This window comes from Pseudomonas sp. NPDC089407 (genome assembly GCF_044900445.1).
Taxonomy (GTDB): Bacteria; Pseudomonadota; Gammaproteobacteria; order Pseudomonadales; family Pseudomonadaceae; genus Aquipseudomonas.
The window spans coordinates 104,259-130,303 of sequence record NZ_JBJDNB010000008.1 but is presented as its reverse complement, the minus strand read 5'-3'; the positions used below and the strand labels follow the sequence as shown (position 1 = coordinate 130,303).

Genomic DNA, 26,045 nt, shown 5'->3' with positions numbered 1-26,045 from the left:
ACGTCTAAGGCTCAGCCCGGCCCACTTGGCCGGTTTTTCCAGGAGCGTTCACCCATGAAGATTCGTCTGCCACTGTTGGCGTTGGCCCTGGCTATGAGCAGCCCGCTGGTGCATGCCCAGATGCTCCAGCCCGGGTTGTGGGAGCTGACCACCAGCAACATGCAGGTCGATGGTAAGCCGCTGCCCGACATGGCGTTCATGCTCGGCCAGTTGAAGAACCTGCCGCCGGAACAGCGCGCAATGATGGAAGGGGCATTGGCCAAGCAAGGGGTGACTGTCGGCGGCAACGGTGTACGCTCGTGCCTGACACCCGAGCAGGTTGCAACCAATGACATCCCGCTGCAGGATCCGAAGTCGGGTTGTACCCAGAAAATTACCGACCGTACCGGGAACGTATGGAAGTTCCAGTTCAGTTGCCCGAAGGCGCAGGGTAGCGGTCAGGCGACCTTTCTTAGCGATCGCGAATTCACGACCCAGGTTAGTGGTACGTTCAATGCCTCGGGTGTTCAGCAGCAAGGCAGCATGAACACCCGGGCAGTGTGGGTGGGTAACGACTGCGGCACGGTCAAACCGCGCAGTTGAAATCCCATTGCCACTGGCTGGTGGCAACCGCGTCGTGGGCATGCAGGCTTTCTGCATGTTCCACACGCAGCTTGAAGGCTGTGCTCCATTCTATTTGTCGCAGCGCCTTGTGCAGGCGTCGAGCGGCATCTTCACAGAACATCAGGTTCTGCCCGTTGGCCAAGGCGAACGCCTGTTCGTCTGCGCGCTTCACGGCAGTCTGCACCGCCGTTCCGAGGCTGGCCTCAATGCAGTCGATCAGTTCGGTAATGGGTAAAACGGGGTGGTTGTTGCGTAACCGTACCTGGATTTGCGCATTACTGCGTTGACTATGCGGGGTGGCGACAATGCCTTCGGCCGTGCCAAGCCAATCCCGTACTGCAGTTTTTTCGATCTGCTGTTCGCTGAAATGCGCCTGAAATTGCTGTTGAATCAACTGCCGTGCAAGTGCAGCCGAGCATGGGCAGGTCGACGAGTAAGGTACGGAAACGGATAGTTCCACGTGGAACATTTCATTTTCGATGCGTGCATCGACTGTTACGGCATAGCTTTTCCAGCCCGCCAGGGGGCTGATCAGTGCAGGCTTTTTTAACAAGTGCTCAAAGCTGAGGCGCAAATAGGCCGCAGACGAAAGCCCTTCGTGGCTGGCGAGAAAACCGTTTAAAAGTTGCCACATGGCCAGCGGCGTGAGGGGCTGGTTCTCCAGTGATTCCAGGGCAAGGTAAAGCCGCGACATGTGGATGCCGCGTGAACTGCCATCGACCAGACTGACGCCAGCATCAACTTTTGCAGCGGCGGGACGCCCTTCGAACTGAACAGGCAGGGCAATGCCGCACATGCCCACCCAGTTCAACGGCAAGGTGTACTGCTGGGTTTGCGCAGCGATGTCGGGGAGCTGGAGCTGGGTCATTTGGCTTTCCACACAAAAAGGGGCTTCAGCGGCAACCACCGATCAAGCTGCAATGCAGGTTGAAGCGTTGCCCGCTGGAACTGGATACGCGGTTCAAAGTGGTCCAGCCAACGCGGCCGGTTAGCACGCGTCCGTCGAGAACGGCTTGGCGAAATTGTATTGTTACTTTATAACATTGTGCAATGCATCGTTTCGAATGCGTCTGCCTGAAGAGGTTCGCCATGTCCAATCGTCTCCCTGTCACTGTGCTGTCCGGCTTCCTTGGCGCCGGCAAAAGCACCTTGCTCAACCATGTGCTGCGTAACCGCGACAACCTGCGGGTTGCGGTGATCGTCAACGACATGAGTGAAATCAACATCGACGCCAGTGAGGTGCAGCGCAATGTCAGCCTCAACCGCGCTGAAGAGAAACTGGTCGAGATGAGCAACGGCTGCATCTGCTGCACGCTGCGTGAAGACTTGCTCGAAGAAGTGGCGCGGCTGGCCGAAGAGGGACGATTCGATTATCTGCTCATCGAGTCCACTGGTATCTCGGAGCCTCTGCCGGTAGCCGAGACCTTCACCTTCCGGGATGAGCAAGGCCGCAGCCTGTCCGACATGGCGCGGCTGGACACCATGGTCACTGTGGTCGATGGCCTTAACTTCCTGCGCGACTACCAAGCCGCAGACAGCCTGGCCAGCCGCGGCGAAACCTTGGGCGAGGAAGACGAACGCTCGATCAGCGACCTGCTGATCGAACAGGTCGAATTCGCCGATGTGCTGTTGCTGAGCAAGATCGACTTGATCAGCCAGCATGAGCGCGAAGAACTCACCGCCATTTTGCGCAGCCTCAATGCCCGGGCGCAGATCGTGCCCATGGTGATGGGCCAAGTGCCGCTGGCGCGCATTCTCGATACCGGCTTGTTCGACTTCGACCAGGCAGCCCAAGCACCGGGCTGGTTGCAGGAGCTGCGCGGTGAACATGTGCCAGAAACTGAAGAATACGGTATTGCGGCCATCACCTGGTTGGCACGACGGCCGCTTCACCCACAGCGCTTTTTCGACTTTATCCACAGCCACTGGGGTAATGGACGCTTGCTGCGTTCCAAAGGCTTGTTCTGGCTGGCCAGCAAATATCAGGAAGCCGGTAGCTGGTCGCAGGCGGGTGGCATGATGCGTCATGGCCTGGCAGGCCGCTGGTGGCGCTTCGTGCCGCGCGATCAGTGGCCACAGGATGTGGATAACACCAGTGCGATCTTGAAACACTGGACCGCGGAGACCGGCGACTGCCGGCAGGAACTGGTGTTCATTGGGCAGAATATTGACTTCGAAAAACTATCCACAGCCCTGGATGCCTGCCTGCTGACGGATGAAGAAATGAACCTGGGGCACATGGGTTGGTTGCGCCTGCCCGATCCGTTTGGCCCGTGGCACGAGGAAGCGGCAGCATGAACTTGGCCCAGCGCCCTGTGGATATCTTTCAGGTAGTCGGCGAGAACCCACAAGTACTGACCGAAGTGCTGCAAGATGGCGTGAATCTGGCGGTATGGCGTCGGCGGTTGCCGGCACAGTTGGAAGACTTTGCCGCACTGGTGATCAGCCTCGGCCAGCCGTTGGCTGATCAGCGAGTTATCGAGGTGGATGAGCAGCGCCCGCCAATATTGCCTGATCTGCTGCGCGAAGCAGCGGACTTGCAGGGTTACGAGTCTTTTGTTGCCGATGTGACCTGGCTGGTGGCGGCCTACACCTGCCTGGTGGGCGCACGTCGGGTCGGCTTGCGGCTACGGGTGCTGGATGCCCCCATGTGCCCGCGCTTCCATGTGGATAACGTGCCATTGCGGCTGCTCACCACCTACGTGGGCCCAGGCAGCGAGTGGTTGCAGGAGCAGGCGAGCCCGCGAAGAGAGTTACCCACAGCAGAATCCTCTGTGGATAACGTCCAGCATCTGCAAGCCGGCGATGTTGCCGTGCTAAAGGGTGAGAAGTGGCAGGGCAATGAAGGCGCAGGGCTAGTTCACCGTTCGCCTTCGGGCAAGCAGGGGCGGCTGTTACTCAGCCTTGACTGGCTTGCCTGACGGCGCATAGTGAGCCATCACCTTGGTCGAAGCCACGCTCATGCTGCAGAACATCCCCACCCATGTAATTGCCGGCCCTTTGGGTGCCGGCAAGACCACCCTGATCCGTCATCTCCTGGCCCAGCGCCCTGCCGATGAACGCTGGGCGGTACTGATCAACGAATTTGGCCTGGTAGGCCTGGATGCGGCCTTGCTCAGCCGCGATGAAGACGGCATCGCCATCGGCGAGGTCGCTGGCGGCTGCTTGTGCTGTGTCAATGGTGTGCCGTTCCAGGTGGGTCTAGGCCGTTTGCTGCGCAAATTCCGGCCAGACCGGTTGTTTATCGAGCCCTCCGGGCTGGGCCACCCCTTGCAGCTGTTGGCACAACTGCAACAAGCACCGTGGGCTGGAGTGCTGACAGTTCAGCCTTTACTGATGGTTCTGGATGCTCAAGCCATGGTCCGAAACGAGCCGCTTTCGGACGCTCAGCAGCAGGCTTTCGACGCTTGCGAAAGACTGGTTTTCAACAAGTCTGAAGCCGTGGATCAATCATCTAAGTTATTGATAACTAGTAAATTTAGAAACAAGTGGATCAGCTGGACCGTACAGGGAGAGCTAGCCTTGTCGGGCCTGCCTACAGCGCCTCGGCAGATTGTTGACAGCCCATTCCGCGATTTCAGGATTGTCGACAATATTGCGAGCGCCCCACCTTCACTCTGGACAGACCCCAGCCAGCCGTTCTGTCTTGCCCAGCAGGGGGAGGGAGGTTGGAGTATTGGCTGGCGCTGGCACCCCGGCGAGCGGTTTTATCCACAGCGACTGCAGGCGTTTTTGCGCGCCTGGCCCTGGCGTCGCGCCAAAGGAGTTATCCACAGCGTGGAAGGCTGGCAGTCATTTAACGGGCTTGATGGGGATATGCCCGCCTGGCAGCCCAGCGACTGGCGCAGGGACACGCGTATAGAGTTGATTTTCGACCAGCCGCAGGCTCAACCCGCCCTGCAAGCCGGGTTGAGCGAATGCCGCGTCAGTTGATCAGTTGCGCCAGCGATTGTGTTCCTGGCGCCACTGCTGCATTTCGATGACGTTGTCGGCGCGCGGTGGGGTTTTGATTTCGAACGGGTAGGGGGCCAGTTCGATTTGCACGCTGTGCGCGCCGAACTGGGTAACGGTGCCGGGGTGGCGTTGTTCGCCGGTGACGGTGAACTCGAAGGCATAGATGCGTGCCAGGCGCTTGCGGCCGTTGGCATCCCGCACGAAAGCGATGCGTTTGAGCGCCACAGCGTCGTCGAGCAACTCGAGGTCGAGTTTGGCGCAATGCTGTTTGACCCGTTCCAAGGCTTTTTCGCGCAACCCATGGTTGTGCCACAACCAGGCGCCTGCCGTGGCTACCAGCATCAGGACGAAGAGGTTCTCCAGGGTCAACATTTGCATATGCTCCAAACAGGTAGATCCAGCTTAACTGCGTCCCTGGCCTGTCGTACAGGTGGCAATCGAGTTCATACTGCGTTGCGCACAATCCTTTGAAACCGCTTTGGAAACCTTCCGCATGAAACGTACCCCGCACCTGCTCGCCATTCAGTCCCATGTGGTGTTCGGCCACGCCGGCAACAGCGCCGCGGTGTTTCCCATGCAGCGTATCGGGGTCAATGTCTGGCCGCTCAATACCGTGCAGTTCTCCAATCACACACAGTATGGCCAGTGGGCAGGTGAAGTGCTTGCCCCGGCGCAAATTCCTGCGTTGGTGGAAGGTATTTTCAACATCGGCGAGCTGGGCCACTGCGATGCGGTGCTTTCCGGCTACCTGGGCAGTGCCGAACAAGGCCGGGCAATCCTGGCCGGCGTCGAGCGGATCAAGGCGGTGAACCCCAAGGCGTTATACCTGTGCGACCCGGTCATGGGGCATCCTGAGAAGGGGTGTATCGTGCCGCCGGAAGTCAGCGAGTTCCTGCTGGACGAGGCCGCTGCCAAGGCGGACATCCTGTGCCCCAACCAGCTGGAGCTGGACAGCTTCTACGGCCGCCGCGCGCAGTCATTGGAGGATTGCGTGAACATGGCACGCAGCCTGTTGCAGCGTGGGCCTCAGGTGGTGCTGGTCAAGCACCTGGCTTACCCCGGGCGTGACGATGACCAATTCGAAATGTTGCTGGTAACCGCTGAGCACAGCTGGCACTTGCGCCGCCCGCTGCTGGCATTCCCGCGCCAGCCAGTGGGGGTGGGTGACCTGACGTCCGGGCTGTTCCTTGCCCGCGTGCTGCTTGGCGACAATTGGGTACAGGCCTTCGAGTTCACTGCTGCAGCAGTGCACGAAGTCCTGCTGGAAACCCAGGCCTGCGCCAGCTACGAGCTGCAACTGGTGCGGGCGCAGGACCGCATCGCCCACCCACGGGTACGCTTCGAAGCGCAGTTACTGGCGTTTTAAATGGCGTCGGTTTTCAGGTCCTGGTAGCGCTTTTCCAGTTCCTGACGGATCTGCCGGCGCTGCTGGCCCTGCAGGAAGCGGCGCTTTTCCTCGCTGCTGTGCGGCTGGCGTGGAGGCACTGGCACCGGGCGGCGGTTGTCGTCGACCGCGACCATGGTGAAGAAGCAGCTGTTGGAATGGCGCACCGAGCGCTCGCGGATGTTCTCTGTCACCACCTTGATGCCGACTTCCATCGAGGTGTTGCCGGTGTAGTTGACCGACGCCAGGAAGGTCACCAGCTCTCCCACATGTACCGGTTCGCGGAAGATCACCTGGTCGACCGACAACGTCACCACGTAGCTGCCGGCATAGCGGCTGGCGCACGCATAAGCGACTTCGTCGAGGTACTTGAGCAAGGTGCCGCCATGTACGTTGCCAGAAAAGTTGGCCATGTCCGGTGTCATCAGGACGGTCATGCTCAGCTGGGCGTTTCCAGGTTCCATAGTGTGCTCACGGTTAGGTTGCGCTGAATCGGGCGAATGGAGGGCGTTATCTGCTGACACTTTCGTTCCCCTCTTTGATTTTGCCTTGCTGATACGGGACGTTGGCTGCGGCGCTATCGTCACGCTGATCATGCCATCAACGGCGCTTTTCCAGCCGATCTGTTTCTGCATATTGCACCGGCTTTTTGCGGCTGAGCGCGATGTTAACCTGAGTACGCCCGTGCAACATGGGCCTTCCGGCATTCAATACAGTATGTACTTGCTGCTCGCTCAGGTTTGCCTCGGCAGAGGAGCGGTCTGCCCAGGCATTCATAAAAAAGACGAGAAAAGGAGTATCACGCCATGCATGCCATCAGCTTTATCCAGGACCTGGCAGTCATCATGCTGGTCGCTGGTGTGGTCACCATCCTTTTTCACCGTCTGAAACAGCCGGTGGTACTGGGCTACATTGTCGCTGGCTTCATTATCGGGCCGCACACCCCGCCATTCGGCCTGATCCACGACGAAGACACCATCAAGACCCTCGCCGAGCTGGGGGTGATCTTCCTGATGTTCTGCCTGGGGCTCGAGTTCAGCTTGCGTAAGCTGTTCAGGGTGGGGGCCACGGCATTCATCGCCGCGTTCCTGGAAATCGTGCTGATGATCTGGATCGGCTTCGAGATCGGTCGCTGGTTCGGCTGGAACACCATGGATTCGCTGTTCCTCGGCGCCATTCTGGCCATTTCCTCGACCACCATCATCGTCAAGGCGCTCAACGACCTGAAGATGAAGAACGAGCGCTTTGCCCAGCTGATCTTTGGCGTGCTCATCGTCGAGGACATCCTTGGCATCGGTATCATCGCCCTGCTTTCGGGCATCGCCGTCAGCGGCACGGTCAGCTCTGGCGAAGTGTTCTCCACGGTCGGCAAGCTGTCGCTGTTCATGATCGTTGCCCTGGTCATCGGCATTTTGCTCGTGCCGCGGCTGCTGGCCTACGTGGCCAGGTTCGAAAGCAACGAGATGTTGCTGATTACCGTGCTGGGCCTGTGCTTCGGCTTCTGCCTGCTGGTGGTGAAGCTGGAATACAGCATGGTGCTGGGGGCCTTCCTGATTGGCGCGATCATGGCCGAATCGCGCCAGTTGCTGAAGATCGAGCGCTTGATCGAGCCTGTACGCGACCTGTTCAGCGCCATCTTCTTCGTCGCCATCGGCCTGATGATCGACCCTCAGGTACTGGTCGATTACGCCTGGCCGATCGTGGTCATTACCTTGGCGGTGGTGCTGGGCAAGATGTTGTCCTGTGGTCTGGGCGCGTTCATCGCCGGCAATGACGGGCGTACCTCGCTGCGGGTGGGTATGGGGCTTTCGCAGATTGGCGAGTTCTCCTTCATCATTGCCGCACTGGGCATGACCCTGCAGGTGACCAGCGACTTCCTCTACCCGGTGGCTGTCGCCGTATCGGCAATCACTACGCTGCTCACCCCCTACCTGATCCGCGCCGCCGACCCGCTGTCGCAGAAGCTGGGCAACGTGGTGCCTGGCCGCCTGGCACGGGTGCTGTCGCTGTATGGCGAATGGCTACGTAATATTCAGCCGCAGGGCGAGAGCGCCATGCTGGCAGCGATGATCCGGCGCATCCTGTTGCAGGTGGGGGTTAACCTGGCGTTGGTGATCGCCATTTTCTTCAGTGGCGGCTACTTTGCCGGGCGCCTTGGCAACTGGCTCAGCGAATGGGTCAGCGACGCCAGCCAGCAGAAAGCGGTTATCTGGGGCGCAGCGTTGTTGCTGTCGTTGCCCTTCTTGATCGCCGCGTACCGTAAGCTGAAGGCGCTGTCGATGCTGCTGGCAGAAATGGGCGTGAAGCCGGAAATGGCCGGCCGGCACACCCAGCGGGTGCGCCGGGTGATCGCCGAAGTGATCCCGCTGCTCTCGCTGCTGGTGATTTTCCTGCTGCTGTCGGCGTTGTCGGCGAGCATTCTGCCGACCAGCGAGTTACTGCTGGTGATTGCCGTGGTAGCTGCAGTGGTAGTGGCCTTGTTGTGGCGCTGGTTCATCCGCGTACACACGCGCATGCAGATTGCCTTGCTGGAAACGCTGGAGAATAGCCGCGAGAATTCGCACTGAAGCTGGAGGAGGGGGTAACGCTCCCTTCCCAAGATTTCACCGTCGTCCGAGGGGATGGAGCGGTAGCGATGTCGCCGAGCGCCGAAAGCCTGGCGATTTTAACTACATTGATGGCACTAAGCCATGAGTTTTCCTGTCGCAGACTATGCATGGCCTTTGTAGGAGCGGCCTTGCGTCGCGATCGGGCCGCGAAGCGGCCCCAGCAATCTATGCACCAGTGCAGAAATCGTGGGGCTGCTTTGCAGCCCTTTCGCGACACAAGGCCGCTTCTACAGGGACCGCGCTAGCCTGGCAATGGGTAATGATCAGCTCTCCAGCCAAACATCCCGCGCCCAGTGCCACACCGATTCCCAGCTGTCCTCACCGACTAGCTCTTCTTCCGCATCCCACAACACCACAGTGCCGTCTTCTTCAACGCAGTAGTAGTTGTCGCCGTCCTGGCACAGCGGGATCAGCTCACGCGGCACGCCGGCATCCCAGGCGTTGGCGGCAACTTCTGGCAGGTAAGTGTGCGACTGTGGGTCGTTACAAGTGACAGGTTCAAGGGAGCCGTAAACCACATCACTTACGGTGAGCAGAAACTCTTTGAACACGAATGGAATGTTGATGAACAGCTGCTCTTCGATCTCGACCAGTTGGTCCTCGTCGGGAAGCTCCAGGGGCACCGGTACCGGTTCATTGGCTTCACGGAGTTGTTCGATCACTTCTTCCACGGTTAACTTCCTCTGACCTAGATGACAACGCTGCGCGTTATACCCTAGTAGGCCACTCTGGCAAAAGCAAAAAACCCCGGGGCAGGCCCGGGGTTTTTTGTACAGCACGCAGCGGTTAGCCGTTCTGACGGATACCGGCGACCAGCCAAGGCTGGTTCTCGCCTTGGGCGCGAACCATGTGCCAGCTTTCGCTGAACACTTCACCTTGGTCGAAGCGCGAGTTCTTCGACACGCCACGGAAGGTCAGGGTGGCGTCGGTACGATCGGAGCGGTCGTCGAGGCCGTCCAGTTGCACTTCAAGGTTGTCGATGTAGGTGGCCTGGAAGCCATCACCCAACTCAGCACGTTCGCGCTTGAGGAACTCAAGCATTTGCGGGGTGACGAATTCGGCGATCTTGTCCATTTCGTTGGCATCCCAGTGCTGCTGCAGCGACTGGAAGTGGTTGCGGGCGGCAGCCAGGAAGCTCTGCTCGTTGAACCAGGCCGGGGCGTTGATCACCGGGGCAGCTGCGGCAGCAGGTGCGGCCGAACCACCGAACACCGACGGCTGGGCAGGCTGGCCGTGTGCCTCACGCTGCATCGGCGCATGGCCAGGCATGGCCATGTGCGGCTGTTGCTGGCGACGGCGCGCGGCGATGAAACGGAACACCAGGAAGGCGATGAGCGCCACGATCAGGAAGTCCATGATCTGGAAGCCTTCGAAACCGTCGCCCATGAACATGGACGCCAGCAGGCCACCGGCGGCCAGACCGGCCAGTGGGCCCAACCAGCGCGAAGCACCGCTGGCGGCCGGAGCTGCACGACCAGGTGCGGTCGGCGCGGCGGCAGGCGTGGTTGGCGTGGCTTGGCGGGTCTGGTGAATAGGCGCGGAGCCCGAGCTCTTGCCGCCGCCGAAACGCTTGGCGTTGGCGTCCAGGCTCAGCGTCAGGCCGACGCAGAGCGCCAGTGCGATGCTAAGAAAACGTTGCATAGTTGGGATATCCCCTGTTGTGGATTGCACGCGCGCCATGGTGCACAGGTTCCCGGGCACATGACCAGCGACATAATGTTTCGAGCTTTTGCCTGAATGTTACAAGGCCGCTCCTACAAGGGGCGGCGCTAGGCTTTAGAGGGCCTCGAGCTTGGCATACCCCAGCATCAGCCACTTGCTGCCTTCGGCAAAATTCACCTGCACCCGGGCCTGGGCGCCGGAACCCTCGAAGTTGAGGATCACGCCCTCGCCAAACACCGCATGCTGTACACGCTGGCCGAGGTTGAAGGCGGTCTGCGGGATGCTGGCATTGGCGAACAGGTTACTGTTGGTGGCTGTCTTGGCGCCACCGAACGGGCGGCTGACGCTGTTGGACAAGCGCACTTCCTGCACCAGGCCTGCGGGAATTTCGCGCACGAAACGCGACACCTTGTTGTAGGTTTCGCTGCCATAGAGGCGGCGCGTTTCGGCGTAGGTCATCACCAGCTGGCGCATGGCGCGGGTGATGCCCACATAGGCCAGGCGGCGTTCCTCTTCCAGGCGGCCGGGTTCTTCCAGGCTCATCTTGTGCGGGAACAGGCCTTCTTCCATGCCCACCAGGAACACGAACGGGAACTCCAGGCCCTTGGCGCTGTGCAAGGTCATCAGCTGGATGCTGTCTTCATGCTCATCGGCCTGGGTATCGCCGGCTTCCAGCGAAGCGTGGCCGAGAAAAGCGGAAAGTGGCGAAAGGTCGGCATCTTCGTCGGTAGACTCGAAGTTGCGCGCCGCGCTAACCAGTTCCTCAAGGTTTTCTACCCGCGCCTGGCCCTTTTCACCCTTTTCTTCCTGGTGATAGATGATCAGCCCGGACTGCTCGATGGTGGTCTGGGTCATGGTATGCAGCGGCATGTCCACAACCTTGGCAGCCAGGCCTTCGATCAGCTCGATGAACGCGCCCAGTGCACTGGCGGCGCGGCCTTTCAGGGCCTTGGCGGCGAGCAGCTGGCACATAGCCTCCCACATGGAGAGCTGGCTGTGGCGGGCGTGCTCGCGGATGGCTTCGACGGTTTTCTCGCCAATGCCGCGTGGCGGCACGTTGATCACCCGCTCCAGGGCGGCATCGTTACCACGGCCTTCGATCAGGCGCAGGTAAGCCATGGCGTTCTTGATTTCGGCGCGTTCGAAGAAGCGCTGGCCGCCATAGATACGGTAGGGGATGCGCTCGCGCAGCAAGGCTTCTTCCAATACCCGCGACTGGGCGTTGGAGCGGTAGAGAATGGCGATCTCGCTGCGCGCATTGCCCTGCTTGACCAGGCTCTCGATGGTTTCCACCACGTAACGCGCTTCGTCGTGTTCGTTGTAGGCCGCGTACAGGGTCAGCGGTTCGCCTTCGCCCAGGTCGGTCCACAGCTCCTTGCCCAGGCGCCCGCTGTTATTGGCGATCAGCGCGTTGGCCGCCTTGAGGATGCCGCCGGTGGAGCGGTAGTTCTGCTCCAGGCGGATCATTTCCGCGTCGGGGAAGTCGGCGGTGTACTGGTGGATGTTCTCGATCTTGGCGCCGCGCCAGCCGTAGATGGACTGGTCGTCATCGCCCACCGCCATCAGGCTGGCACCGCCGCGCGCCAACAGGCGCAGCCAGGCGTACTGCACGGCGTTGGTGTCCTGGAACTCGTCTACCAGCACATGCTGGAAGCGCCGCTGGTAGTGTTCCAGCAGGCCCGGGTGGTCGCGCCACAGGTCCAGCGCACGCAGCAGCAGCTCGGAAAAGTCGATGACCCCGGCACGCTCGCATGCCTGTTCGTAGGCGGTATAAACCTCGCGCATGGTCGCCAGGAACAGATCGCCACCGGCCTGGATATGTTGCGGGCGCAGGCCCTCGTCTTTCTGCCCGTTGATGAACCACTGGGCCTGGCGTGCCGGCCACTTCTGTTCGTCCAGGCCCAGCTCGCGCATCACCCGTTTGATCAGGCGCTGCTGGTCGTCGCTGTCGAGGATCTGGAAGTTCTGTACCAGCCGCGCTTCCTGCCAGTGCGCCCGCAGCAGGCGATGGGCCAGGCCGTGGAACGTGCCCACCCACATGCCTGCCGGGTTGATCCCCAGCAGTTGCTCGATCCGCTGGCGCATTTCGGCAGCGGCCTTGTTGGTGAAGGTCACCGACAGGATCGAATGCGGCGATGCCTGCTCTACCTGGATCAGCCAGGCGATGCGGTGCACCAGCACGCGGGTTTTACCGGAACCGGCGCCGGCAAGCACCAGTTGACGCCCGAGCGTGGCCGCTACGGCCTGGCGTTGGGCATCGTTAAGGGAGTTCAGCAGGAGGGAGAGGTCGTCTGTGCGCATCGGGCCATTCTAGGGTGCGCCAGGAAATCGGGCAAATCTCTACTGTATAAATATGCACCTTTTGTCCGTTCATCGACCCGGTAAAGGCAGCCAGGCCGCCACTTGGGCTGGCCCGGCAGCAAGTGGCTCAGTCAATCGTTTCCAAGGTGCGGATTTCGCATCGCTGAGAACCATCGGCCTGGACGATCTCCAGGCTCTTCCAAGGAGTACCGCCTACTCGCTCGAACATCACGGTTTTTTCCGCGAGTACCTGCATGGTGACAGCCCCTGTGTCTTTCAGCTGCAGTTCCAGTACTTCCCAGCCGCCCCTGTGGCGCATTTTCGGTTCCACCAGCACCGGCTCGATCGCTGGGTTGGCAACTGTCACGGTACCGTGAACCCTGAACACCTTCTCGTCGCCGGCGATGTCATTGATTGCAACGAGGTTGTCGATTACAGCCATGGTCTGCTCCTGATCGGATTGAAAGTAGCGCGGTTGCGCGGCGACCACTTTCACGGTTTCCGCACACCTCAGGAGCAGGGCAATATTTCAGTTATGCCAATGCCTACCGTGCCTGGCGAGCAGGCTGTTGGCCTGTTCCGGCCCGGAAGCTCCCGCTGGATAGGGACGAGGTGCCTGGAAGTGTTCTTCCCAGCCCTTGAGGACGGGGTCGACCCAGGCCCAGGCCGCTTCGACTTCGTCGCGGCGCATGAACAGCGTCGAATCCCCTTCCAGCACATCCAGCAGCAGACGCTCGTACGCCTCCCAGCGGCGGGTCTGGCTGAACACCTGGGCCAGGTTCAGGTCCAGGTCCACCGGTTCCAGGCGCATGCCCTTGCCCGGGCTCTTGGTCATCATGCGCAGGCTGATGCGTTCGTCCGGTTGCAGCTGGATCAGTAGCTGGTTGACCTGGCCACCGTTGAACAGCTCGTGGGGCACCGGCTTGAACTGGATGACGATCTGCGAAGAGCGACGTGCCATGCGTTTGCCGGTGCGCAGGTAGAACGGTACGCCCGCCCAGCGCCAGTTCTCGATATGCGCCTCGATGGCGACGAAGGTTTCGGTGTCGCTGTCGTTGTCGACGTCCTTCTCGAAGTAGTACGCCGGCACTTCCTGGCCGCCGATACGCCCGGCGCCATATTGGCCGCGCACGGTCTTGTCCTGCACATCCTGGCCAGCGATCGGCTTGAGCGCGCGCAGGATCTTCACCTTCTCGTCGCGTACCGCTTCAGCCTCGAATTGCGCGGGCGGCTCCATGGCCACCAGGCACAGCAGCTGCAACAGGTGGTTCTGCAGCATGTCGCGGATCGCCCCGGCGCGGTCGTAGTAGCCGCCACGGTTCTCTACACCCAGCGTCTCGCAGACGCTGATCTGCACATGGTCGATCTGGTTATTACGCCACACCGGCTCCAGCAGGGCATTGGCAAAACGCAGGGCCATCAGGTTCTGTACGGTTTCCTTGCCCAGGTAGTGGTCGATGCGGAACACCTGGCCTTCTTCGAACACCGCACCAATTGCTTCATTGATGGCTGTAGCCGATTCCAGCGAATGGCCGATCGGTTTTTCCAGCACGATACGCGCTTCACTGTCGGCCAACCCGGCAACGCGCAGGTGGTTGGCGATCGGTACGAACAGGTTGGGCGCCGTGGCCAGGTAGAAGATGCGCGTCAGCCCGCCGGGTTCACCCAGGTAACGTGCCAGGCGGCCGAAATCGGCGCTCTGCGAAGCATCCATGGGGAAGTAGTCGAGACGTGCTGAAAAACGCTGCCACACTTCATCGTCGAAGTCGTTGCGGGCAATTTGTGCTCGGCAATGGCGTTCAGCGAGCTTCAGGTAGTCGATTCGGGGCAAGTTGCGTCGGGCCAGGGCAATGACCCGCACGGCTGGGTTCAAACGGGCCTCGCGAAACAGGTGGTAGAGCGCCGGAAGCAGTTTGTGCAGGGCCAGATCGCCGGTGCCGCCGAAGACCAGAATGTCGCAAGGAATAGTCAAACCGCCACTCTCCACGTTCGTTTAACTGGGCGGGTTGGCGTCCATGTAGTATAACTACAAGAAAGCTACAACCCGGCCAGCCGATCATAACCGAGTCCAGCCCGTGAATCTGTTGCAACATATCGCCCAATCGCGCCACCTGCTGCGCAAATCGGAACTGAAAGTGGCCGACCACGTGCTGCTCGACCCGGCTGCCGTCATGCACAGCTCGATGGCCGACCTGGCACACAGCGTGGGTATCAGTGAACCGACCATCGTGCGTTTCTGCCGCGCCATTGGTTGCTCGGGCTTTCAGGACCTGAAGTTGAAGCTGGCCCAGAGCCTGGCCGCCGGGGCCAGTTTTGGCCAGTTCGCCATTCATGAAGATGACTCGGTCGCCGACTACAGCCTGAAAATTTTCGACACTACCCTGCACACCCTGATGGAAGTGCGCGAGCACCTCGACCCGCTGGCGCTGCAACAGGCGGTGAGTGCCATGGCCCAGGCGCAGCGTGTGGAGTTTTACGGTTTTGGCGCCTCCGGTGCGGTGGCGGCCGATGCCCAGCACAAGTTTTTCCGCCTGCTGCTCAGCGCAGCGGCGTATTCCGACCCGCATATGCAGGCGATGTCGGCGGTTACCTTGAAACCGGGCGATGTGGCAGTGTGCATTTCCCAGTCGGGGCGCTCCAAGGACTTGCTGATTACCGCCAACCTGGTGCGTGAGAGCGGCGCCAACCTGATTACTCTGTGCCCCAGCCAGACGCCGCTGGCCGAGCTGTCGACGGTCAACCTGGCCATCGATGTGCATGAAGACACCGAAATCTATACCCCGCTGACTTCGCGTATCGCTCACCTGGTGGTGATCGACGTGCTGGCCATGGGCGTAGCCATGGCGCGCGGGCCGAGCCTGGTCAACCACCTCAAGAGCGTGAAGCGCAGCTTGCGCAGCCTGCGCTTGTCGCCCAAGTCGATCAAGGCTACCGACGACTGATTGTCGTTGCCTGTGCCGGCCTCTTCGCGGGTGAACCCGCTCCTACAAAGGAACGCGATCCTATGTAGGAGCGGGTTCACCCGCGAAGAGGCCGGCACAGGCGCTACAAAATTCACGGTTTTGTCACCATTCCACAGCCAAACGGTAAACCATCAAGGCCAGTCTGAAACTCCCGCATCCTATCTGGGAGACAGGCAATGGCTCGTGACTTCGACGGTACGTACCAACCCAACGCCAAGGCTCGCAAACAGCAGGAAAAGGATCAGCGCCGCATGGAGTACCGCCGCGCGATCGAAAGCTATTGCGACCAACGTCAACTGCTCCGCGACCTGGTGGACTACCCCGAGTTGCAGGAACTCACGGTTTGGCAGGCGTCGTCGGCAACTTGCCCGAAAAACGCTCAACAAGCGCGCTGATCAGCGCACGTTCGCCACGGATGAACGCCAGAAAGGCCAAGGCCACCGGCGACTGCCGCTTGGCCTTGGCCTGCACCACGCACCAGCTGCGGTACAGCGGCAATTCCTCCACCGGCAGCTCTTTCAGCACCCCGGTGGCCAGCTCCAAGTTGACTGCGTGGCGGGTAAGCAGGGCGATACCCAGGCCGGCGATCACGCACTCGCGCTGGGCATCGGCCGAGGCCACTTCAAGTGTCTGGGTGAAATGCACGCGCTTGTCCTTGAAGTACTCTTCACATGCCTTGCGCGTGCCCGAACCCTGCTCGCGGACCAACAGGGTATGAGGTTCCAGGTCTTGCAGGCGCAGCTGCTCCAGCTTGCCCAGCGGGTGCTCGGGCGGTGCAACGGCAACGATCGGGTTGTTCAGAAACGGCAGGAATTCCAGGCCCATGTCCTGCGGCACCATCGACATGATGATCAGGTCGTCACGGTTGTCCGAAAGGCGGCGGATGGCCTGGGCGCGGTTGACTACCGTAAGGGTCAGGTTGACCTCCGGGTGACGCTGCTTGAAGGCGGCGAACAGGTGTGGCACGAAGTACTTGGCACTGGACTCGATCGCCAGCTTCAACTGCCCCTGCAGTGAGCCCTGCATGTCAGACAGCTGCATGTCCAGGTTCTCCAGGCGCCCGAAGATGTCGTGGCTGGCACGCTGCAAGGCTTCGGCCGCTTCAGTCAGGTAGAGCTTCTTGCCGACGTATTCGAACAGCGGCTGGCCGATCAGCTCTTCCAGTTGGCGGATCTGTAGACTAACGGCGGGTTGCGTCAGTGACATCTCCTCCGCCGCTCGGCTGTACGAGCGCAAATCGCACACCTCGTTGAAGATCTGTAATTGACGCAAAGTCATACGCATCAAGGACTTACGCATTTTTTATTGGCTCTTCGGCAACACCTTGTTACCGAACTATAAGCTTTTGCTAATACAGCCCCTAACAAATATTGATTTTTGTTTATCGACCTACAGCGCTAGGGTGAATGTGCGACTGGCCAGCAACGCCTGGTCACGCGCCGACCGGTAGAACCGGCTCGACTGTTCCTACGGCTTTGGGAAGACTCCAGTGATAAAAAAAATCCTGATCGCCAACCGAGGTGAAATTGCAGTTCGGATCGTGCGTGCCTGCGCCGAGATGGGCATTCGCTCGGTAGCGATCTATTCCGACGCCGACCGCCACGCCTTGCACGTCAAGCGTGCCGACGAAGCACACAGCATTGGTGCCGAGCCACTGGCCGGTTACCTGAACCCGCGCAAGCTGGTGAACCTGGCTGTGGAAACCGGCTGTGATGCCCTGCACCCAGGCTATGGTTTCCTGTCGGAAAACGCCGAACTGGCGGAGATCTGCGCCGAGCGCGGGATCAAGTTCATCGGCCCTGCCGCCGACGTGATTCGTCGCATGGGCGACAAGACCGAAGCGCGCCGCACCATGATCGCCGCCGGTGTGCCGGTAACCCCGGGCACCGAAGGCAACGTTGCCGATATTCATGAAGCCCTGAGCGAAGGTGAGCGCATCGGTTACCCGGTAATGCTCAAGGCGACCTCCGGTGGCGGTGGCCGTGGTATTCGCCGCTGCAACAGCCGTGAAGAACTGGAACAGAACTTCCCACGGGTTATTTCCGAGGCGACCAAAGCCTTTGGCTCGGCCGAAGTGTTCCTGGAAAAGTGCATCGTCAACCCCAAGCACATCGAGGCGCAGATCCTCGGTGACAGCTTTGGCAACGTGGTGCACCTGTTCGAGCGCGATTGCTCGATCCAGCGCCGTAACCAGAAGCTCATCGAAATTGCCCCAAGCCCACAGCTCACCCCCGAGCAGCGCGCCTACATCGGCGACCTGGCGGTACGTGCAGCCAAGGCGGTGAACTACGAGAACGCCGGTACCGTGGAGTTCCTGCTCGCCGATGGCGAGGTGTACTTCATGGAGATGAACACCCGGGTGCAGGTGGAACACACCATCACCGAGGAAATCACCGGTATCGACATCGTCCGTGAGCAGATCCGCATCGCCTCGGGCCTGCCGCTTTCGGTGAAGCAGGAAGACATCCAGCACCGTGGTTACGCGTTGCAGTTCCGTATCAACGCCGAAGACCCGAAAAACAATTTCCTGCCCAGCTTCGGCAAGATCACCCGGTACTACGCCCCTGGCGGCCCGGGTGTGCGTACCGACACGGCGATCTATACCGGCTACACCATTCCACCGTTCTACGACTCCATGTGCCTGAAACTGGTGGTGTGGGCGTTGACCTGGGAAGAAGCCATGGACCGCGGCCTGCGGGCCCTGGACGACATGCGCGTGCAAGGGGTGAAGACCACCGCCGCGTATTACCAGGAAATCCTGCGCAATCCGGAATTCCGTAGCGGCCAGTTCAACACCAGCTTCGTCGAAAGCCACCCGGAACTGACCAATTACTCGATCAAGCGCAAACCCGAAGAGCTGGCCCTGGCCATCGCCGCCGCCATCGCCGCCCACGCAGGCCTGTGAGGAACCCCATAATGTCCAAGAAAATTCACGTAACCGACACGATCCTGCGCGACGCCCACCAGTCCCTGCTGGCCACCCGCATGCGTACCGAAGACATGCTGCCGATCTGCGACAAGCTCGACAAAGTCGGCTACTGGTCGCTGGAAGTGTGGGGCGGTGCCACCTTCGACGCCTGTGTACGCTTCCTCAAGGAAGACCCGTGGGAGCGCCTGCGCAAGCTGCGCGCAGCACTGCCCAACACCCGCCTGCAGATGCTGCTGCGTGGCCAGAACCTGCTGGGCTACCGCCACTACAGCGACGACGTGGTCAAGGCCTTCGTCGCCAAGGCAGCAGTCAACGGCATCGATGTGTTCCGTATCTTCGACGCCATGAACGATGTGCGTAACCTGCGCGTGGCCATCGAAGCGGTCAAGGCTGCCGGCAAGCACGCCCAGGGCACCATAGCCTACACCGTCAGCCCGGTGCACACCATCGACGCCTTCGTGGCCCAGGCCAAACAGATGGAAGCCATGGGTTGCGACTCGGTCGCGATCAAGGACATGGCCGGCCTGTTGACGCCATTCGCTACCGGCGAGCTGGTCAGGGCGCTCAAGGCCGAGCAGTCGCTGCCAGTGTTCATCCACTCCCACGACACCGCCGGCCTGGCTGCCATGTGCCAGCTCAAGGCTGTGGAAAACGGTGCCGATCACATCGACACCGCCATCTCCAGCTTCGCCTGGGGCACCAGCCACCCGGGTACCGAGTCGATGGTTGCTGCGCTCAAGGGCAGCGAGTTCGACACCGGCCTCGACCTGGAACTGCTGCAGGAAATCGGCCTGTACTTCTACGCCGTGCGCAAGAAGTACCACCAGTTCGAAAGCGAGTTCACCGCCGTGGACACCCGCGTGCAGGTCAACCAGGTGCCGGGCGGCATGATTTCCAACCTGGCCAACCAGCTCAAGGAGCAGGGCGCCCTCAACCGCATGAACGAAGTGCTGGCTGAGATCCCGCGTGTGCGCGAGGACCTTGGTTTCCCACCGCTGGTGACCCCGACCTCGCAGATCGTCGGCACCCAGGCCTTCTTCAACGTGCTGGCCGGCGAGCGCTACAAGACCATCACCAACGAGGTGAAGCTGTACCTGCAAGGCGGTTACGGCAAGGCTCCGGGTGTGGTCAACGAGCAACTGCGCCGCCAGGCCATCGGCAGCGAAGAAGTGATCGACGTGCGCCCGGCCGACCTACTCAAGCCGGAAATGGCCAAGCTGCGTGGTGACATCGGCGCCCTGGCCCGTTGCGAAGAAGACGTGCTGACCTTCGCCATGTTCCCGGACATCGGCCGCAAATTCCTCGAAGAGCGCGAAGCCGGCACCCTGACCCCTGAAGTCCTGCTGCCAATTCCGGAAGCTGGCGCCGTGGCGGCCCCGGGCGGTGAAGGCGTACCGACCGAATTCGTGATCGACGTGCACGGTGAAACCTACCGCGTCGACATCACCGGCGTGGGCGTGAAGGCCGAAGGCAAGCGTCACTTCTACCTGTCGATCGACGGCATGCCGGAAGAAGTGGTGTTCGAACCCCTCAACGAATTCGTGGGTGGCGGCGGCAGCAAGCGCAAGCAGGCCACCGAGCCGGGTCACGTCAGCACCAACATGCCAGGCAACATCGTCGATGTGCTGGTCAAGGAAGGCGACATGGTTAAAGCCGGCCAGGCGGTGCTGATCACTGAAGCCATGAAGATGGAGACCGAAGTGCAGGCGGCCATCGCCGGCAAGGTCGTGGCCATCCATGTGGCCAAGGGCGACCGTGTCACGCCGGGTGAAATTCTGATCGAGATCGAGGGCTGATTCAGGCCCTCATCTACAAGCGGTTTACCTCTGGGGAGCGGATGCTCCCCTTTTTTTGTGCTGCATTTGATGGCCCTATCGCCGGCAAGCCAGCTCCCACAGGATTGCCACAGGTTCCGACATTGAGGTAATCCTGTGGGAGCTGGCTTGCCGGCGATAGGGCCGGTCAAACCAACGCAAAAATCAGTCTTTGCGGCAAGCCTCGAGGGTTTCCACTTGGCCCTCTGGCTGCTGGTTCTCCTCACTCAACCACCGCTCAAACCCGGCAGCCACCTGCGGCCACTCATCATCGGTAATCGAATACCACGCCGTGTCACGGTTATGGCCCTTCACCACTAAGTGTTTACGGAACACCCCTTCGAAAGTAAACCCGAACCGCTCTGCCGCGCACTTGGAGCGGGCATTGGCATTGTTGCACTTCCATTCCAGCCGACGGTTGCCCAGCTCAAAACCGAGCTTGCCCAGCAAGTAAACCGCCTCGGTGCCCTTGGGCGTGCGTTGCATGGCCGCGCCGAAGGCGATGTGGCCGATTTCGATGCGGCCGTGGTCGGGCACGATCGACATCAGGCTGAGAATGCCCTGGGCCTGGCCGCTGGGGCGGTCGATGACGGTGTAGAACAGCGGGTCGCGACCTGCGGCGTTGCCGTCCAGCCAACGGTCGAAGGCGGTACGCTCGGTGAACGGGCCATAGGGCAGGTAGTCCCATAGCACCGGGTCGGAGGTCGGGCCTTGCAGCACTGCCCACAGGTCGTCGCCGTGGCGTACGGGGTCGAGCTTTTCCACGCGGATGAAGCGGCCCTCGATGGGCTCGGCCTGGGGCGTTGCGGCGGGTTTCCAGTTCAATGCATCTGTCATGTTCGGCCTACAAGCCTTTGCGGAATTGAATGAAGCCCGAGCGCTCGGCAACCTGTTGATACAGGCTGATGGCGGTGGCGTTGGTTTCGTGGGTCAGCCAGTGCACTTTGATGCAGTTGTCGGCCTTGGCGGTGCTGTAGACATGCTCGATCAGCTGCCGGCCAATGCCCAGGCCGCGCTGCGTGCTGTGCACGTACAGGTCCTGCAGGTAGCAGGCGTTCTCGATGCTCCAGTTGGAACGATGGTAAATGAAGTTGACCATGCCCACCGCCTTGCCATCGACCCAGGCCAGCGCCGAGTGGGTTGGCTCGCTGGGGTCGAGCAGGCGCTGCCAGGTGCTGAGGCTGACTTCATCGGCCAACTCGGTTTCGTAGAAGTGCAGGTAGGCTTGCCACAGGGCATGCCAGGCGGCGTGATCTTGAGCGGTGACAGGGCGCAGGGTAACGCTGGGCATGGGGCTATTCCTTCAGAGTTGGCGCATGTGCGCGGCGAGTTGGTTGTCCATTTGATCGGGGCTGGCGCTCAGGCCTTCGCGCACGCCGGCGATGTCTTGTTTGGAACGGTTCTGGCTGAGCTTGCGTGCGCCTTGCAGGCGGGCGATCGGCAGGCGGATGCCAACGATGGCGCGGAGCATGCCCTCGAGGTAATCGGCAGGGGCGTCGCTGACTTTCCACGGCTTGCTGCGGCCGTGCTCGTGGCGGTCGGTAAGGCGGCTGACGATAGATAGCAACGGCTCGGCTTCATGGATCACTTCGGCCGGGCCATAGGCGTGCACGGCCAGGTAGTTCCAAGTCGGCACCACCTGGGGGTTATCGGCCTTGCTCGGGTAGTAGCTGGGGCTGACGTAGGCATCGTCACCGGGGAATACCAGCAAGGCTTCGCCGCCTTGCTCCAGGTCCTGCCATTGGCGGTTGGCCCGGGCCAGGTGCGCATAGACAGTGCCGAACTTGCCTTCGGTGGTATTGACCAGCACCGGCATGTGCGTGGCCAGCAGGCCCTGTTCGCCGTGGCTGACCAAAACGGCCAGGCGGGTGTCGAGCATGTGCTGGTGCAGGCGACCGAGGTCGTGTTCCTGGTGGGGCTTGCTGTTGTACATGGGCAGGGTCCTTGTCGAATGGCTTCATCCTAGGCAGGCTATTGGTTCTGGGTAAGAGCCATTACCAGCTGATTTCATAGGTCCAATGCCATGAGCGAGCGCCCCCTCATCCTGCCTTTCGACCCCGCCGGAATCGCCCTGGATCGCCGCCGCGGGCTAAGCCAGCAGCTGTACCAGGCGCTGCGCGCACGGGTACTGGACGGGCGCCTGAGCAGCGGCACGCGGTTGCCGGCCACCCGCGATCTGGCCGCGATGCTGGCGCTGTCACGCAACAGCGTGGTGCGTGCCTATGACCAGCTGTATGCCGAGGGCTACATCGAAAGCCGGGTTGGCGATGGCACCTACGTAAGCCAGCTGCCAAAACTATCCACACAAGTATCCACAGGGTTATCCCTGGGGTTATCAACAGAGTTATCCACATATTGCCCTGCGCATACTGAGGATTTATCCAGCCAGCGGTATTTCAGCGAGCCTTTGCAGCGGTTGAAAACTAACCATTTGCCGCCGCCGCGAAGTGGTGCCCCGCGCGCTTTTCGCGTTGGCATTCCGGCGTTCGACCTGTTCCCGTTCGACGTCTGGGCCAAGCTACAGGGTGGTTTCTGGCGCAACCCATCGCCCGCGCAGCTGGGTTATGGTGACCCGGCAGGCGAGCCGGCGCTGCGTGAACTGATCGCCGCCTATCTGCGTCGTTCGCGCGGGCTAAGTTGTACGGCTGAACAAATTGTGATCACCAGTGGTGCGCAGCAAGCCATCAGCCTTTGTGCACAGTTGCTGCTGCAACCTGGCGACAGTGTGGCTGTGGAAAACCCGGGTTACCGGGCGGCGGGTCACGCCTTTACCTTGGCCGGCGCGCAGGTGTGTGGTGTGCCGGTGGACGAAGAGGGTATGGACTGCGGCCAGCTTGGGCAATTGGTGGGCTGCCGGCTGGCCTATGTCACACCGGCGCACCAGTACCCGACCGGGGTGACCATGAGCCTGGCGCGGCGTTTGGCGTTGCTGGCCTGGGCCGAGCGCAACGATAGCTGGATCATCGAAGACGACTACGACGGCGAGTACCGTTACAGCGGCGCGCCCTTGGCCCCGCTTGCGGCGCTCGACCGGCACGGGCGGGTGTTGTACGTCGGTACGTTCGGCAAGATCGCCTTTCCGGCGTTGCGCCTGGGTTACCTCGTGTTGCCGCCGCAGTTGGTGCGGGCGTTCAGCCAGGGCAAGGCGCTGGCGGTGAGGCATTCGGAGGTGAGTACTCAGTGCGTGATGGCCGAGTTCATGGCGCGCGGGCATTTTCAGCGGCATATCCGCCGGATGCGCAAGGCAGCGTTAAGTCGGCGGAATGTGCTCAAGGCAGGCTGGCCAATGGACATTCCGGGGTTGGGCGCCATGCCGGAAGTGGCGGCCGGGCTGCATGTGAAGGTGGGTGTGGATAACTTTGCTCGTGAGCAGGCGCTGGTGGCCAAGGCGGAAGCGGTAGGAGTCGAGGTGACCCCGCTGAGCAATTTCTGGTTGGCGGACAGTGAGGTGCCTGTGGATAAGCGTGCGGGGTTGGTGTTGGGGTTTGCGGCGGTGCCGGAGGGGGAGATTGCCGAGGCGTTGATGAAGCTGCGTAAGGCTTGGCGCAAAGGTTGAGGCTGACGGCCTCTTCGCGGGTAAACCCGCTCCCACATTCAGATGCGCCGCAGACCCTGTGGGAGCGGGTTCACCCGCGAAGAATCCAACTCAGGTCCCGGACTTGATCCGCGTCCAGGCCCTGGTCCGTGCCCGTTCAGCATCACGCTGCAACGGCTTCAGGGTATACAACTTGGCCATCGCCTCCGCCGTGGGGTACAGGTTGGGGTTGTTGCGAATCGCCGGGTTCACCTTGTCGGTGGCATCCTTGTTCGGGTTCGGGTAGCCGACAAAGTCACTGATCGGTGCAATCACCTCTGGCCGCAACAGGTAGTTGATGAACGTATGGGCGTCTTCCGGATTGGCCGCGTTCTTCGGTATCGCCAGCATGTCGAACCAGATCGGCGCACCTTCCTTGGGCAGGCGCATGTCCACCTCCACGCCGTTCTTCGCTTCGCGGGCGCGGTTGGCGGCCTGCGAGAAGCTGCCGCTGTAACCCACCGCAACACAGATATCGCCATTGGCAATGTCAGCCATGTACTTCGAGGAATGGAAGTAGGTGATGTGGGGGCGAATCTTCAGCATCAGCGCCTCGGCCTTCTTGTAGTCGGCCGGTTTGTCGCTGTTTGGCGGCAAGCCCAGGTACTGCAGGGCCAATGGCAGGATTTCAGAAGGTGAGTCGAGCAGGGCTACGCCGCACTGCTTGAGCTTGGCGATGTTCTCTTCCTTGAAAATCAGGTCCCAGCTGTCCACAGGCGCGTTTTCGCCGAGCGCTGCCTTGACCTTGGCCGGGTTGAAACCGATCAGCACGGTGCCGTACATGTACGGCACGGCAAACTTGTTGCCCGGGTCATTGGCCTCGATCAGCTTCATCAGTGCCGGGTCCAGGTGTTGCCAGTTCGGCAGCTTGCTGCGGTCCAGCGGCTGGAACACCCCGGCTTCGATCTGCTTGGCGAGGAACACGTTGGACGGCACCACCACGTCATAGCCGGAGTTGCCGGTCAGCAGCTTCGCCTCCAGCGCCTCGTTGGTGTCGAAGATGTCGTAGATCAGTTTGACGCCGCTGTCCTTCTGGAAGTCGGTCAAGGTCTGCGGGGTGATGTAATCGAACCAGTTATACACACGCAAGGTGCGCTGCTCGGCTTGCGCGTGCAGGGCACCGGTGAACAGTGTGGCAGCGATGAACGGGGCGAGCAGACGCTTGAGTCGGACCATTACCGGGCTCCTGGCTGGGCGCGCTGGAAGCCTTCCAGCACATTGACCGCGTTGATACCGATTTCTTCCACAGCGTAGCCGCCTTCCATCACGAACAGGGTCGGCTTGCCGAGTTGGCCGATGCGCTTGCCCATTTCCAGATAGTCGGGGCTGTCCAGCTTGAACTGCGAGATCGGGTCGTCCTTGAAGGTGTCCACACCCAGCGAGACCACCAGCACGTCGGCGTCGTAGCTGGCGATGCGCTGGCAGGCGTCTTCCAGGGCGGCGCTCCAGGCGGCCCAGTCGCTGCCGGCGGGCAATGGGTAGTTGATGTTGCAGCCCTCGCCGGCACCGGCGCCGGTTTCATCGGCATAGCCGAGGAAGAACGGGAATTCGTCCTGCGGGTCGCCGTGGATCGAGGCGAAGAACACGTCGTCGCGGCTGTAGAAGATGTCCTGGGTGCCGTTGCCGTGGTGGTAGTCGACGTCGAGGATGGCGACCTTGCGCCGGCCTTGGTCGAGGAAGGCCTGGGCAGCGATGGCGGCGTTGTTCAAATAGCAGTAACCGCCCATCACCTCGCCAGCAGCGTGGTGCCCTGGTGGGCGGCACAGGGCGAAGGCGGAATGCGCGCCTTGCTGGATCGCCGCTTGTGCAGTGAGTGCGACCTGGGCAGCGCTGTAGGCGGCCTGCCAGGTACCGGCGGTGATCGGCGCCCCGGCGTCGAAGCTGTAGTAGCCCAGTTCGCCGTGCAGGCCGGTGGGTTTTACCTGGCGCAGGGTGCGTGCAGGCCAGGTGAACGGCAGCAGGTCGCCTTCCTGGCCCAGTGCGGCCCAGCGCGCCCAGGCGCCTTCGAAAAAGTTCAGGTAGTCGGCGCTGTGAATCCGCAGCAACGGCGCGCGGCCGAAGTCGACAGGGCCTTTGATGTCACCGAGCTTGCGCTGTTTCACCTGGTCGAGCACATGGTCGGCGCGCGAAGGCATTTCGAAGCAGGGCATCAGCTTGCCGTCGATCAGCTCGCAGCGGCCGTGGTGCAGGCGGTGGTCATCGGAATAGATCGTCAGCATTGTTGTTCTCCGGTGGGGACTGGCGTGGGTCCA

25 protein-coding genes and 1 pseudogene are annotated in these 26,045 nt (G+C 61.2%); 11 read left to right on the top strand and 15 right to left on the bottom strand.

The window, feature by feature from the left end; all coding sequences use genetic code 11:
• The first annotated feature begins 54 nt into the window (after positions 1-54).
• A complete protein-coding gene (locus ACI2KG_RS08815) occupies positions 55-582 on the top strand; it encodes a DUF3617 domain-containing protein (protein WP_404661610.1) in 528 nt (175 codons plus the stop codon).
• On the opposite strand, the gene folE2 is transcribed toward ACI2KG_RS08815, so the two are convergent.
• Complete coding sequence (folE2, locus tag ACI2KG_RS08810; RefSeq protein WP_404661609.1) at positions 566-1,471, bottom strand: GTP cyclohydrolase FolE2; 906 nt, start codon at positions 1,469-1,471, stop codon at positions 566-568. The two genes, ACI2KG_RS08815 and folE2, sit on opposite strands and share 17 nt — an antisense overlap.
• A gap of 25 nt (positions 1,472-1,496) precedes the next feature.
• A pseudogene (locus ACI2KG_RS08805) lies at positions 1,497-1,586 on the bottom strand (glutamine synthetase); the annotation flags it as partial.
• 106 nt (positions 1,587-1,692) lie between these two features.
• Here ACI2KG_RS08805 and zigA point away from each other — a divergent pair.
• Genes zigA through ACI2KG_RS08790 form a run of 3 tightly spaced genes read left to right on the top strand, consistent with a single transcriptional unit; the run spans position 1,693 to position 4,536 of the window.
• Complete coding sequence (zigA, locus tag ACI2KG_RS08800; protein ID WP_404661608.1) at positions 1,693-2,901, top strand: zinc metallochaperone GTPase ZigA; 1,209 nt, start codon at positions 1,693-1,695, stop codon at positions 2,899-2,901.
• Positions 2,898-3,524, top strand: coding sequence for a DUF1826 domain-containing protein (locus ACI2KG_RS08795; RefSeq protein ID WP_404661607.1), 627 nt, complete (start codon positions 2,898-2,900; stop codon positions 3,522-3,524). Before zigA ends, ACI2KG_RS08795 begins: the two co-directional genes overlap by 4 nt.
• A gap of 40 nt (positions 3,525-3,564) precedes the next feature.
• Entirely contained in the window at positions 3,565-4,536 is a 972-nt protein-coding gene (locus tag ACI2KG_RS08790; protein ID WP_404661637.1) for a CobW family GTP-binding protein, read from the top strand.
• Here ACI2KG_RS08790 and ACI2KG_RS08785 read toward each other — a convergent pair whose 3' ends face one another.
• Positions 4,537-4,929, bottom strand: coding sequence for a DUF3301 domain-containing protein (locus ACI2KG_RS08785; RefSeq protein ID WP_012274886.1), 393 nt, complete (start codon positions 4,927-4,929; stop codon positions 4,537-4,539).
• 121 nt (positions 4,930-5,050) lie between these two features.
• Between ACI2KG_RS08785 and pdxY the strand changes: the two genes are divergently transcribed.
• Positions 5,051-5,923: a pyridoxal kinase PdxY gene (pdxY, locus tag ACI2KG_RS08780; RefSeq protein WP_404661606.1), complete on the top strand. Its 873-nt coding sequence runs from the start codon at positions 5,051-5,053 to the stop codon at positions 5,921-5,923.
• Here the strand turns inward: pdxY and ACI2KG_RS08775 are convergent.
• Complete coding sequence (locus ACI2KG_RS08775) at positions 5,920-6,405, bottom strand: acyl-CoA thioesterase (protein ID WP_003253263.1); 486 nt, start codon at positions 6,403-6,405, stop codon at positions 5,920-5,922. The two genes, pdxY and ACI2KG_RS08775, sit on opposite strands and share 4 nt — an antisense overlap.
• A gap of 342 nt (positions 6,406-6,747) precedes the next feature.
• On the opposite strand from ACI2KG_RS08775, the gene ACI2KG_RS08770 reads away from it, so the two are divergent.
• Positions 6,748-8,508: a cation:proton antiporter gene (locus ACI2KG_RS08770; protein ID WP_404661605.1), complete on the top strand. Its 1,761-nt coding sequence runs from the start codon at positions 6,748-6,750 to the stop codon at positions 8,506-8,508.
• A 305-nt stretch (positions 8,509-8,813) separates the two neighbouring features.
• Here ACI2KG_RS08770 and ACI2KG_RS08765 read toward each other — a convergent pair whose 3' ends face one another.
• From ACI2KG_RS08765 to zwf, 5 genes are all read right to left on the bottom strand, one after another.
• A complete protein-coding gene (locus tag ACI2KG_RS08765; RefSeq protein WP_404661604.1) occupies positions 8,814-9,221 on the bottom strand; it encodes an SMI1/KNR4 family protein in 408 nt (135 codons plus the stop codon).
• Positions 9,222-9,336: 115 nt separating this feature from the next.
• The gene (locus tag ACI2KG_RS08760; RefSeq protein ID WP_400612944.1) at positions 9,337-10,191 is read right to left on the bottom strand and encodes a Tim44 domain-containing protein; all 855 of its coding nucleotides are present in this window, start codon (positions 10,189-10,191) and stop codon (positions 9,337-9,339) included.
• A 135-nt stretch (positions 10,192-10,326) separates the two neighbouring features.
• Positions 10,327-12,513, bottom strand: coding sequence for a DNA helicase II (uvrD, locus tag ACI2KG_RS08755; protein WP_404661603.1), 2,187 nt, complete (start codon positions 12,511-12,513; stop codon positions 10,327-10,329).
• Positions 12,514-12,640: 127 nt separating this feature from the next.
• On the bottom strand, positions 12,641-13,009 hold the full coding sequence (locus tag ACI2KG_RS08750) for a hypothetical protein (protein ID WP_404661602.1): 369 nt from the start codon (positions 13,007-13,009) through the stop codon (positions 12,641-12,643).
• Between the two features lie 33 nt (positions 13,010-13,042).
• Positions 13,043-14,485: a glucose-6-phosphate dehydrogenase gene (gene zwf / locus ACI2KG_RS08745; RefSeq protein ID WP_404661601.1), complete on the bottom strand. Its 1,443-nt coding sequence runs from the start codon at positions 14,483-14,485 to the stop codon at positions 13,043-13,045.
• Between the two features lie 103 nt (positions 14,486-14,588).
• Here zwf and hexR point away from each other — a divergent pair, with 103 nt between their 5' ends.
• Positions 14,589-15,455, top strand: a complete 867-nt coding sequence (hexR, locus tag ACI2KG_RS08740) for a transcriptional regulator HexR (protein WP_201199558.1) — start codon at positions 14,589-14,591, stop codon at positions 15,453-15,455.
• Positions 15,456-15,652: 197 nt separating this feature from the next.
• Entirely contained in the window at positions 15,653-15,871 is a 219-nt protein-coding gene (locus tag ACI2KG_RS08735) for a PA3496 family putative envelope integrity protein (protein ID WP_404661600.1), read from the top strand.
• Here the strand turns inward: ACI2KG_RS08735 and ACI2KG_RS08730 are convergent.
• Positions 15,813-16,775 (bottom strand): LysR family transcriptional regulator, encoded by a 963-nt coding sequence (locus tag ACI2KG_RS08730; RefSeq protein WP_404661599.1) that lies wholly within the window; start codon positions 16,773-16,775, stop codon positions 15,813-15,815. The two genes, ACI2KG_RS08735 and ACI2KG_RS08730, sit on opposite strands and share 59 nt — an antisense overlap.
• Positions 16,776-16,965: 190 nt before the next feature.
• On the opposite strand from ACI2KG_RS08730, the gene ACI2KG_RS08725 reads away from it, so the two are divergent.
• Complete coding sequence (locus ACI2KG_RS08725) at positions 16,966-18,381, top strand: acetyl-CoA carboxylase biotin carboxylase subunit (protein ID WP_016489867.1); 1,416 nt, start codon at positions 16,966-16,968, stop codon at positions 18,379-18,381.
• 11 nt (positions 18,382-18,392) lie between these two features.
• Entirely contained in the window at positions 18,393-20,201 is a 1,809-nt protein-coding gene (oadA, locus tag ACI2KG_RS08720) for a sodium-extruding oxaloacetate decarboxylase subunit alpha (RefSeq protein ID WP_404661598.1), read from the top strand.
• A 183-nt stretch (positions 20,202-20,384) separates the two neighbouring features.
• Here oadA and ACI2KG_RS08715 read toward each other — a convergent pair whose 3' ends face one another.
• The 3 genes from ACI2KG_RS08715 to ACI2KG_RS08705 are packed head-to-tail and all read right to left on the bottom strand — an operon-like array spanning position 20,385 to position 22,152.
• Complete coding sequence (locus ACI2KG_RS08715; RefSeq protein WP_404661597.1) at positions 20,385-21,056, bottom strand: GNAT family N-acetyltransferase; 672 nt, start codon at positions 21,054-21,056, stop codon at positions 20,385-20,387.
• A 7-nt stretch (positions 21,057-21,063) separates the two neighbouring features.
• Entirely contained in the window at positions 21,064-21,510 is a 447-nt protein-coding gene (locus ACI2KG_RS08710) for a GNAT family N-acetyltransferase (RefSeq protein ID WP_404661596.1), read from the bottom strand.
• A gap of 12 nt (positions 21,511-21,522) precedes the next feature.
• Positions 21,523-22,152 carry an FMN-binding negative transcriptional regulator gene (locus ACI2KG_RS08705; protein ID WP_404661595.1) on the bottom strand — a complete coding sequence of 210 codons (630 nt, stop codon included), beginning with the start codon at positions 22,150-22,152 and terminating at the stop codon, positions 21,523-21,525.
• A 90-nt stretch (positions 22,153-22,242) separates the two neighbouring features.
• Between ACI2KG_RS08705 and ACI2KG_RS08700 the strand changes: the two genes are divergently transcribed.
• A complete protein-coding gene (locus tag ACI2KG_RS08700) occupies positions 22,243-23,775 on the top strand; it encodes a PLP-dependent aminotransferase family protein (RefSeq protein ID WP_404661594.1) in 1,533 nt (510 codons plus the stop codon).
• A gap of 90 nt (positions 23,776-23,865) precedes the next feature.
• On the opposite strand, the gene ACI2KG_RS08695 is transcribed toward ACI2KG_RS08700, so the two are convergent.
• Complete coding sequence (locus tag ACI2KG_RS08695; RefSeq protein WP_404661593.1) at positions 23,866-24,969, bottom strand: extracellular solute-binding protein; 1,104 nt, start codon at positions 24,967-24,969, stop codon at positions 23,866-23,868.
• On the bottom strand, positions 24,969-26,012 hold the full coding sequence (locus ACI2KG_RS08690) for a histone deacetylase family protein (RefSeq protein WP_404661592.1): 1,044 nt from the start codon (positions 26,010-26,012) through the stop codon (positions 24,969-24,971). Before ACI2KG_RS08690 ends, ACI2KG_RS08695 begins: the two co-directional genes overlap by 1 nt.
• Positions 26,013-26,045 lie beyond the last annotated feature (33 nt).

What these genes read in the sequence shown, in the direction of transcription:
- ACI2KG_RS08735 (WP_404661600.1), top strand. Translation starts at nt 15,653, where the DNA reads ATGGCTCGTGACTTCGACGGTACGTACCAACCCAACGCCAAGGCTCGC.
- ACI2KG_RS08775 (WP_003253263.1), bottom strand. Translation starts at nt 6,405, where the DNA reads ATGGAACCTGGAAACGCCCAGCTGAGCATGACCGTCCTGATGACACCG.
- ACI2KG_RS08695 (WP_404661593.1), bottom strand. Translation starts at nt 24,969, where the DNA reads ATGGTCCGACTCAAGCGTCTGCTCGCCCCGTTCATCGCTGCCACACTG.
- ACI2KG_RS08790 (WP_404661637.1), top strand. Translation starts at nt 3,565, where the DNA reads ATGCTGCAGAACATCCCCACCCATGTAATTGCCGGCCCTTTGGGTGCC.
- ACI2KG_RS08770 (WP_404661605.1), top strand. Translation starts at nt 6,748, where the DNA reads ATGCATGCCATCAGCTTTATCCAGGACCTGGCAGTCATCATGCTGGTC.
- ACI2KG_RS08690 (WP_404661592.1), bottom strand. Translation starts at nt 26,012, where the DNA reads ATGCTGACGATCTATTCCGATGACCACCGCCTGCACCACGGCCGCTGC.
- ACI2KG_RS08730 (WP_404661599.1), bottom strand. Translation starts at nt 16,775, where the DNA reads ATGCGTAAGTCCTTGATGCGTATGACTTTGCGTCAATTACAGATCTTC.
- ACI2KG_RS08795 (WP_404661607.1), top strand. Translation starts at nt 2,898, where the DNA reads ATGAACTTGGCCCAGCGCCCTGTGGATATCTTTCAGGTAGTCGGCGAG.
- ACI2KG_RS08815 (WP_404661610.1), top strand. Translation starts at nt 55, where the DNA reads ATGAAGATTCGTCTGCCACTGTTGGCGTTGGCCCTGGCTATGAGCAGC.
- folE2 (WP_404661609.1), bottom strand. Translation starts at nt 1,471, where the DNA reads ATGACCCAGCTCCAGCTCCCCGACATCGCTGCGCAAACCCAGCAGTAC.
- ACI2KG_RS08785 (WP_012274886.1), bottom strand. Translation starts at nt 4,929, where the DNA reads ATGTTGACCCTGGAGAACCTCTTCGTCCTGATGCTGGTAGCCACGGCA.
- ACI2KG_RS08710 (WP_404661596.1), bottom strand. Translation starts at nt 21,510, where the DNA reads ATGCCCAGCGTTACCCTGCGCCCTGTCACCGCTCAAGATCACGCCGCC.
- zigA (WP_404661608.1), top strand. Translation starts at nt 1,693, where the DNA reads ATGTCCAATCGTCTCCCTGTCACTGTGCTGTCCGGCTTCCTTGGCGCC.
- ACI2KG_RS08705 (WP_404661595.1), bottom strand. Translation starts at nt 22,152, where the DNA reads ATGTACAACAGCAAGCCCCACCAGGAACACGACCTCGGTCGCCTGCAC.
- ACI2KG_RS08715 (WP_404661597.1), bottom strand. Translation starts at nt 21,056, where the DNA reads ATGACAGATGCATTGAACTGGAAACCCGCCGCAACGCCCCAGGCCGAG.
- oadA (WP_404661598.1), top strand. Translation starts at nt 18,393, where the DNA reads ATGTCCAAGAAAATTCACGTAACCGACACGATCCTGCGCGACGCCCAC.
- uvrD (WP_404661603.1), bottom strand. Translation starts at nt 12,513, where the DNA reads ATGCGCACAGACGACCTCTCCCTCCTGCTGAACTCCCTTAACGATGCC.
- pdxY (WP_404661606.1), top strand. Translation starts at nt 5,051, where the DNA reads ATGAAACGTACCCCGCACCTGCTCGCCATTCAGTCCCATGTGGTGTTC.
- ACI2KG_RS08700 (WP_404661594.1), top strand. Translation starts at nt 22,243, where the DNA reads ATGAGCGAGCGCCCCCTCATCCTGCCTTTCGACCCCGCCGGAATCGCC.
- ACI2KG_RS08760 (WP_400612944.1), bottom strand. Translation starts at nt 10,191, where the DNA reads ATGCAACGTTTTCTTAGCATCGCACTGGCGCTCTGCGTCGGCCTGACG.